The organism is Aquabacterium sp., assembly GCF_004297345.1.
Taxonomy (GTDB): Bacteria; Pseudomonadota; Gammaproteobacteria; order Burkholderiales; family Burkholderiaceae_C; genus Aquabacterium.
Genome location: NZ_SCTN01000360.1, coordinates 21,229 through 29,010, shown reverse-complemented (window position 1 = coordinate 29,010; position 7,782 = coordinate 21,229). Strand labels below are relative to the sequence as shown.

At 62.6% G+C, this 7,782-nt stretch carries 9 protein-coding genes; 5 read left to right on the top strand and 4 right to left on the bottom strand.

Annotated elements, in window-relative coordinates:
- The 3 genes from EPO09_RS13415 to EPO09_RS13405 form a co-directional block, all read left to right on the top strand.
- On the top strand, nt 1-191 hold a 191-nt coding region (locus tag EPO09_RS13415; RefSeq protein ID WP_290643824.1), incomplete at its 5' end, for a sulfur transferase domain-containing protein.
- Between the two features lie 12 nt (nt 192-203).
- On the top strand, nt 204-734 hold the full coding sequence (locus EPO09_RS13410) for a TRAP transporter small permease subunit (RefSeq protein ID WP_290643823.1): 531 nt from the start codon (nt 204-206) through the stop codon (nt 732-734).
- Nucleotides 734-2,284 (top strand): TRAP transporter large permease subunit, encoded by a 1,551-nt coding sequence (locus tag EPO09_RS13405; RefSeq protein ID WP_290643825.1) that lies wholly within the window; start codon nt 734-736, stop codon nt 2,282-2,284. The genes EPO09_RS13410 and EPO09_RS13405 overlap by 1 nt, the downstream gene beginning before the upstream one ends.
- An 80-nt stretch (nt 2,285-2,364) precedes the next feature.
- On the opposite strand, the gene EPO09_RS13400 is transcribed toward EPO09_RS13405, so the two are convergent.
- The 3 genes from EPO09_RS13400 to pmbA form a co-directional block, all read right to left on the bottom strand.
- Nucleotides 2,365-2,727 (bottom strand): hypothetical protein, encoded by a 363-nt coding sequence (locus EPO09_RS13400; protein ID WP_290643822.1) that lies wholly within the window; start codon nt 2,725-2,727, stop codon nt 2,365-2,367.
- Between the two features lie 158 nt (nt 2,728-2,885).
- Nucleotides 2,886-3,968: a TRAP transporter substrate-binding protein gene (locus EPO09_RS13395; RefSeq protein ID WP_290643821.1), complete on the bottom strand. Its 1,083-nt coding sequence runs from the start codon at nt 3,966-3,968 to the stop codon at nt 2,886-2,888.
- 152 nt (nt 3,969-4,120) lie between these two features.
- The gene (gene pmbA / locus EPO09_RS13390; protein ID WP_290643820.1) at nt 4,121-5,539 is read right to left on the bottom strand and encodes a metalloprotease PmbA; all 1,419 of its coding nucleotides are present in this window, start codon (nt 5,537-5,539) and stop codon (nt 4,121-4,123) included.
- A 42-nt stretch (nt 5,540-5,581) separates the two neighbouring features.
- On the opposite strand from pmbA, the gene yjgA reads away from it, so the two are divergent.
- Entirely contained in the window at nt 5,582-6,217 is a 636-nt protein-coding gene (gene yjgA, locus EPO09_RS13385; protein ID WP_290643819.1) for a ribosome biogenesis factor YjgA, read from the top strand.
- A complete protein-coding gene (gene mog, locus EPO09_RS13380; RefSeq protein WP_290643818.1) occupies nt 6,217-6,825 on the top strand; it encodes a molybdopterin adenylyltransferase in 609 nt (202 codons plus the stop codon). Before yjgA ends, mog begins: the two co-directional genes overlap by 1 nt.
- On the opposite strand, the gene EPO09_RS13375 is transcribed toward mog, so the two are convergent.
- Complete coding sequence (locus tag EPO09_RS13375) at nt 6,788-7,723, bottom strand: LysR family transcriptional regulator (RefSeq protein ID WP_290643817.1); 936 nt, start codon at nt 7,721-7,723, stop codon at nt 6,788-6,790. The two genes, mog and EPO09_RS13375, sit on opposite strands and share 38 nt — an antisense overlap.
- Nucleotides 7,724-7,782 lie beyond the last annotated feature (59 nt).

Below are 7,782 nucleotides of genomic sequence, written 5' to 3'. Positions count from 1 at the left end.
CCAGGCCTGCCGCCTTGGCTGCAGGCCTGGCATATGCCTATCTGCCGGTGCAGGGCGGCTACCAGTCGCCTGAAGAAATCGCCCGGTGCGCCGAATTGCTCAAGACCCTGCCTCGCCCCTTGCTGATGTTCTGTCGCAGTGGTGCGCGCTCCAGCAGGCTGTACATGCAGGCTGCGGCCCTCGATCAATAAGACTGTCCTCCCATGCAAAGCTACGTCCGCTTGATGGACGCGGTGTCGCGTTGGTGCGGCAATCTCGCGTCCTGGGCCTTGCTGGCCGCCTGCCTGATCAGTGCAGGCAATGCCACCTTGCGCTATACCTTCAACATCGGCTCCAACGCCTGGCTGGAGGTGCAGTGGTATCTCTTTGGCATGGCGGTTTTTGCCGGTGCCCCTATGTTACTCAAGCTCAATGAGCACGTCCGTGTGGATGTGGTCTACGGCGGCTTGCATCCGCGCACCAAGGCCTGGATCGATCTCCTGGGCATCTTGTTTGTGCTGCTCCCGCTGTGCTTGACGGTGGCCTGGATGGCCTGGCCTTTTGTGGCCGAGGCCTATGCACAAGGTGAGACCTCTCCGAGTGCCGGGGGCCTGATCCGCTGGCCGATCAAGCTGGCCATTCCGCTGGGCTTTGGCCTGATGGCGTTGCAAGGCCTGGCTGAGTTGTTCAAACGTGTCGGATACCTGCGCGGGACCTCGAATCTCGATCTGCATTACGAGAGGCCACTGCAATGATCGAGATGCAATATTTGGCGCCGATCATGTTCGGCTCGCTGGTCTTTGCCATGCTGATCGGCTTTCCCGTGGCGTTCACGCTGGGTGGCTTGGGTCTGGGTTTTGGCTTCTATGCGGTGTCACAGGGTTTCTTTCCCGAGGCCTTCTTGTCGAACCTGCCGCTGCGCTTGTTCGGCATCGTGTCCAACGAGTTGCTGCTGTCCATTCCCTTCTTTACCTTCATGGGCGCGATCCTGGAGCGATGTGGTCTGGCGGAGGACTTGCTGGAAGGCACGGGGCAACTGTTCGGCAGTAAGCCGGGTGGCCTGGGCTTTGCCGTGATCATCGTGGGCGCCATCCTGGGCGCCATCACGGGGACCGTGGCAGCCAGCGTGATCGCCATGGGCGTGATCTCGCTGCCGGTGATGATGCGCAATGGCTACAACATGCGCTATGCCACGGGCGTGATCGCCGCCTCAGGCACGATCACCCAGCTCATTCCACCCTCGCTGGTGCTGGTGGTGCTGGCCGATCAACTGGGCCGTTCCGTGGGCGATATGTACCGCGGCGCCATTGGCCCTTCGATCATGCAGACGGGTATCTTCCTGCTCTACACGCTGGGCGTGGCGATTTTCCGGCCTCAGTGGGTGCCTCCGCTGCCCGAAGAGGCGCGCACCGAGCGCGGCTGGACCCTGGTCAAGCGGGTGATGTGGGGGATGCTGCCCTCCATTGTGCTGATCTTCCTGGTGCTGGGTACCTTGTTCATGGGCCTGGCCACGCCCACCGAGGCGGGCGCACTGGGTGCCATTGGCGGCATGGTGCTGGCTGCGCTGCATCGCCGGCTTACGCCTTCGCTGATCTGGCAGGCCATGGATTCGACCATGCGCGTGACGGCCATGGTCATCTTCATCCTGCTGGGTTCCAGCGTGTTTTCGCTGGTGTTCCAGGGCGTGGATGGCAACAAGTGGATCGAGCACCTGCTGTCGAACCTGCCGGGCGGCCCCGTGGGCTTCCTGATCGTGGTGAACATCTTCGTGTTCTTCCTGGCCTTCTTCCTGGATTTCTTTGAGATCGCCTTCATCATCGTGCCCTTGCTGGCGCCCGTGGCGGACAAGTTGGGCATCAACCTGGTGTGGTTTGGCGTGCTGCTGTGCGTGAACATGCAGACCAGCTTCATGCACCCGCCGTTCGGCTTTGCGCTGTTCTATCTGCGCGGCATCGCCGATCAGATCTTCAAGAACAAGGCCATCGAGCGGCCCATCGAGTCAAAGGACATCTACCTGGGCGCCATTCCCTGGGTGTTGATGCAGTTGATGCTGGTGGCTGTGGTGATCTTCTGGCCTGAGTCCGTCACGTATTGGCTGGACAAGGAGCAGAAGGTCAACGTCGATGATGTGAAGATCGAGGTGCAGATCGAGGACACCTCAGCACCGGATGCGGCAGCGTCGGTGGCCAGCGGGGCTGCATCGGCGGTGCCCACGCCTGCGCCCGATCAGTTGAACGTGCCGGCGCCGGATGTGGCGGGGGACGACGACCCGACCAAGGCGGTCAAGGACGCGATCGGCAAGTGAGCGCTGCCGCCAAAGCCCGGCTCTCGGGTTGAGCGGCAAGCTTGAATGAAAAAGGCCTCCGTACCTGGAGGCCTTTTTGTTTACATCTGCGGGGTGGTGTCAGGTGCCTGGGGCGGCAGTTGGTGCTGGCCTCGGTGCATCCACCAGCGCCAGGGCGCGCCGATGATGGGGTGGGCAGCCAGTCGGGCACCTAGCGTGGGATTGGCCTTGAAATGCGCCCAAATGCTGACCAGCAGCAGGCCAAGAGCAGGGCTGCGTGGCACGAAGGCCAGCGCGTAAGCCAGTGCGAAGGTTGCACAGATCACGCTTGCGGTGCGCCAGGTGCGCTGTAAAGCGTGTTCGCCCCATTGCGCATGCACGTGCAATGCACGCAGCGGTTGGATGCCATGCGGCCTCCGTTGCACGGGAGGGCGGCTGTGGGCAGAAAGAGGGGCAAAGCTCATTGGCGGCTTTCCTGACGCGGGGGTAAAACAGACCCCGGGTGAATCGACCGGTTCGATGCCGTACTTGAGCACGGACCGTGCCTGACATCATTGTCCAGCGACAAGCATCATGCAAAAAGGGCCTGAAGGCCCTTTTTTGGTGATGGATTACCCGTAATTCAGAGCTTGGCGGCCTGCATATAGCGATCAAACGTGGCTTCGGTGAATCGGAACCACAGATTCTGGTCGCCGCGGAACTTGGCGTAATCGGCGTAAACCTTGCGCCAGTTCGGGTTCTTCTCGTTCAATTCACTGTAGATGTCCATCGAGGCCTTGAAGGCGGCGTCCATCACAGTCTTGGGGAATTGAACCAGTTGGGTCTTGGCAGCCACCAGTTGCTTGAGCGCCAGCGGATTGCGGGCGTCGTAGCGCGCCTGCATTTCCACATGGGCTTGCGAGGCGGCAGCTTCGATCATGGCCTTGTACTCGGCGTTCAGGCTGTCGTAGGCCTTCTGGTTGATGAAGAAGTCCAGTTGCGGGCCGCCTTCCCACCAGCCGGGGAAGTGGTAGTGCGGCGCCACTTTGTGGAAGCCCAGTTTCTGGTCGTCATAAGGGCCCACCCACTCGGCGGCGTCGATCGTGCCTTTTTCCAGGGCCTGGTAAATCTCGCCACCGGGCAGGTTCTGGGGGACGGCGCCCAGGCGTTCAATGACTTTGCCGGCAAAGCCGCCAATACGCATCTTCAAGCCCTTCATGTCATCGATGGACTTGATGGGCTTGCGGAACCAGCCGCCCATCTGGGCGCCGGTGTTGCCGCCTGGGAAGCTGATGATGTTGTACTTGGCGTAGAACTCTCGCATCAGCTTGAGGCCGTTGCCTTCGTACATCCAGGCCGTCATCTGGCGCGAGTTCAGGCCGAAGGGGATGGCGCAACCGATGGCGAAGGTTTCATCCTTGCCGACGAAGTAGTAGGGCGCCGTGTGGGCCATCTCGACGGTGCCGTTCTGCACGCCATCGACCACGCCGAAGGCGGGCATCAGCTCGCCGCCAGCGTGCACGGAGATCTGGAACTTGCCGCCGGACATCTCGGCGATCTTCTTGGTGAAGACGTCAGCCGCACCAAAAATGGTGTCCAGCGACTTGGGGAAGCTGGATGCCAGGCGCCAGCGCACGGTGGTCTGCGCGTGAACGATGGCGGGGGCTGCACCGGCAGCCAGTACGCCGGCCAGGCCTGCGTGGTTGATGAAGGAACGGCGTTGCATGTGGGGCTCCTGAGCGTCAGAGTAACGCCACGGATTCTAGGAGCGCCGCCGCGCCGAAGCGCCAGGGCCCACGCAGGGCTTACCCGCTGGTCGTCGTCCTAGGGGGACGAACGTGGCGTGGCTCCAACGACTGAGGTGCCACGCCAGCGAGATCAATGCCCGGCGATCTTCATCTTCTCGATCAGCACCGAGCCGATGGTCTTGCTGCCGTAGGTGTAGGCATCAGCGCCCACGGCCACGATCTGCTTGAACATCTCGCCCAGGTGGCCGGCGATGGTGATCTCGTGCACGGGGAACTGGATCACGCCCTTTTCAACCCAGTAGCCGGCAGCACCGCGCGAGTAGTCACCCGTCACGTAGTTGACGCCCTGGCCCATGAGTTCGGTGACGAACAGGCCGGTGCCCAGCTTCTTGAGCATGGCCTTGAGGTTGTCCTTGGGGTCGGTCAGCTTGCTGTGCAGCACGAGGTTTTGCGAACCGCCCGCGTGGCCGGTGGTTCGCATGCCCAGCTTGCGTGCCGAGTAGCTGCTCAGGAAATAGCCTTGCACGACACCGTTCTTGACCACGGTGCGTTTGCGGGTGAGCACGCCTTCATCGTCAAACGGGGCGCTGCCCTTGGCCTTGAGGATGTGTGGGTCTTCAACGATGCTGATGTGCTTGGGGAAGACGGGCTGGCCCAGGCTGTCGAGCAGGAAGGTGGACTTGCGGTACAGGCTGCCACCGCTGGTGGCTTGCACATAAGCGCCCAGCAGGCCGGCTGCCAGGGTGTTTTCGAACAGCACGGGCACTTCGCATGTGGCGATCTTGCGGGACTTCAGGCGGGCCAGGGCGCGCTCGGCAGCGTAGCGGCCTACGGCTTCAGGGCGGGCCATGTCGCGGGCGTCGCGCTCGGAGGTGTACCAGAAGTCGCGCTGCATGTCGTTGCCGCGGCCAGCAATCGGCGAGACCGACAGCGAGTGGCGCGAGCTGGCGTAGCCGCCACGGAAACCTCGGCTGTTGCCGGCAAAGAAGTGCGATTGCTGCGCCGACACGCCACCACCTTCGGAATTGGTGATGCGAGGATCAACGCTCAGAGCTGCGTCTTCGCAGCGTTTGGCCAGTTCGGCGGCGGCCTCGGCGTCAACCGCCCAGGGGTGGAACAGGTCCAGATCGCGCTTGGCGTGGCGGCCCAGGGCCAGGTCTTCCACATCGGGCAGGCCTGCTGCGGGATCTTCTGCCGTGTAGCGGGCGATGTCATAAGCGGCTCGCACCGTTTGTTCCAGCGCCTGGGGCGAAAAGTCGGAGGTGCTGGCGTTGCCGCGGCGTTGCCCCACGTAGACCGAGACGCCGATGCTCTTGTCGCGGTTGCGCTCGACGTTTTCGAGCTTGCCCTTGCGCACGGAGACCGACAGGCCAGCGCCTTCGGACACTTCAGCCGCCGAATCGGTGGCACCCAGTTTTTTGGCAATGGCCAGGGTGTCTTCGATCAGCTGCTGGAATTGCTCGCGGGTGTAGGCAAAGCCAGTATCTTTTTCAGATGACGATTTGCCTGCGGTGGATTTGAAAGCGAGCTTGGGTGTTTTGACGGCCATTTTGTGGATGCAGTGAGAGTGCCCCCGTATCATAGCGAGGACATGAATCCGAACCATATTGATCAAGACTCGGGGTTTGACCCTGAAGGCGACGCGCCACACGGTGCAGAGTACGGCTATACCAAGCCCAGCAAGAGCATGCTCAAGCGCGAAAGCGCGGACTTGCAGGCGCTGGGCAAACAGTTGCTGGAACTGCCCGACAGCCGTCTGAAAGACCTCGACATGCCCGAGCGCCTGCGGGACGCCCTGGACGCCTGGAAGAAGACCAAGTCTTTTGAAGGCAAGCGCCGCCAGCTGCAATTCATCGGCAAGGTGATGCGCGAGGTGGATGCCGAACCCCTGCGCGAAGCCGTGGCGGCCTTCCAGTTGGGCCATGCCCGCAATGCCTTGGCTTTGCACCAGGCAGAGCGTTGGCGCGCCGAACTGTTGGCTGAGAGCGACAAGGATGCGCTCCAGCGCTGGGTCGAAACCTACCCAGGCACCGATCTGCAGCAACTGCGCACGCTGATCCGCAATGCCCGCAAGGATGCTGCCTTGGTGCCGGAAAAGCGCAGTGGCAAGGCCTACCGCGAAATCTTCCAGTACATCAAGCAAGCGATGGAGTCGCAAGTCGCCGTGCCGGTGACGGGGCACTTGGCTGGTGACGATAGGCTCGACGACGACGGCGAGGACGCGTGATGAGCGAAGCAGCGTCTGCCTTCGAGCCGGTCCGCATCGGTGTGGTCTCCATCAGCGACCGCGCCAGCTCTGGCGTCTACGAAGACAAGGGCCTGCCTGCCTTGCAGGACTGGCTGGGCAGGGCCGTGCGCAATCCGGTGACCTGGGTGCCGCGCCTGATCGCCGACGAGCGCGAGTTGATCGCCCAGACCTTGCGCGAACTGGTGGACCTGGAGGGTTGCCATCTGGTGCTGACCACGGGCGGTACTGGCCCCGCGCTGCGCGATGTGACACCCGAAGCCACGCTGGACGTGGCCGACAAGGAAATGCCCGGTTTTGGCGAACAGATGCGCCAGATCAGCTTGCGTTTTGTGCCCACGGCCATCCTGTCGCGCCAGACGGCCGTGATCCGCAAGCAGGCCTTGATCCTGAATCTGCCTGGCCAGCCCAAGTCGATTGCGGAAACGTTGGAAGGCTTGCGCGATGCCGAGGGCAAGTCCATCGTGCCAGGCATCTTTGCGGCCGTGCCGTATTGTATCGACCTGATCGGCGGTCCCTACATCGAGACCAACGCGGCCGTGTGCGATGCCTTCAGGCCGAAGTCCGCACGGCGTCCAGTTCCTGCTTGACGGCTGCGATCACCTGCTGGCGGAACCACAGGTTGGTCGGGTCGTCGTCCTGCGAGGCGTTCCAGTAAAGGTGCGCGTCCAGTTGCGCCGCTGACAACGGGAAGGCGTGTAAGGCATTGTCGAAGTGCTGGTTGGCCACCCGGGCGTATTGCTCGGGCATGGTCAGCAGCATGTCGGTCTGGCTGACCACGCGGCACCCTGCAAAGTAGTGCCGGCAGCGCAAGCCGATCTGGCGGCGCAGCCCCTGGCGGCTCAATTCGTAGTCCTCCAGCCCCAGGCCTTGCCTGCGTGCCGATACCAGCACGTGTGAGGCGGCCAGGTAGGTGTCCAGCCGCAAGGGCCCAGCGCCGACCACAGGGTGATCCGCCCGCGCCACCACCACCAATTTGTCCAGTACCAGCCGTGTGTGGCTGACCTCGTGCGGGACGGGCAGGGCGATGTCCACGGCCGCGTCGATCCGGCCTTGGCGCAAGGCGTCGGCGATGTCATGCCGCTCGATCTGGATGCTGTTGACGCTGATACCGGGCGCGTGCGCGCGGATGTGCGCCATCAGGCCGGGCAGGGTGAGCGATTCCAGGATGTCGCGCATGCCGATGGTGAAGACGCGGTCAGACCGTGCGGCGTCAAAGCCTTGCTGTGGGCCCTTGATGCCCGCTTGCAGGGTGCTCAGCGCCTGCCTGACCGAGCCGGTGAGGCCGCGCGCATACGGTGTGGGCAGCATGCGCCGGCCCTGGCGTGTGAACAGTGGGTCCCCCAGGGCTTCTCGCAGGCGGGCCAGGGCGTGACTGACGGCGGGTTGGCTCAAGTGCAACTCGCGCGCGGCAGCGGTGAGCGAGCCGGTTTGCACAATGGCATCGAACACCAGGAACAGGTTCAGATCGATCTTGTTCAGATTCATATTGTGAATGTATCCGGATTCAGATAATTCATTTGATTCATTCTTGGCTGATTTCTAAA

Excerpts from the sequence above, each read along its gene's own strand:
- EPO09_RS13400 (WP_290643822.1), bottom strand. The coding sequence starts at position 2,727 with ATGAGCTTTGCCCCTCTTTCTGCCCACAGCCGCCCTCCCGTGCAACGG.
- yjgA (WP_290643819.1), top strand. The coding sequence starts at position 5,582 with ATGAATCCGAACCATATTGATCAAGACTCGGGGTTTGACCCTGAAGGC.
- mog (WP_290643818.1), top strand. The coding sequence starts at position 6,217 with ATGAGCGAAGCAGCGTCTGCCTTCGAGCCGGTCCGCATCGGTGTGGTC.
- EPO09_RS13410 (WP_290643823.1), top strand. The coding sequence starts at position 204 with ATGCAAAGCTACGTCCGCTTGATGGACGCGGTGTCGCGTTGGTGCGGC.
- pmbA (WP_290643820.1), bottom strand. The coding sequence starts at position 5,539 with ATGGCCGTCAAAACACCCAAGCTCGCTTTCAAATCCACCGCAGGCAAA.
- EPO09_RS13375 (WP_290643817.1), bottom strand. The coding sequence starts at position 7,723 with ATGAATCTGAACAAGATCGATCTGAACCTGTTCCTGGTGTTCGATGCC.
- EPO09_RS13395 (WP_290643821.1), bottom strand. The coding sequence starts at position 3,968 with ATGCAACGCCGTTCCTTCATCAACCACGCAGGCCTGGCCGGCGTACTG.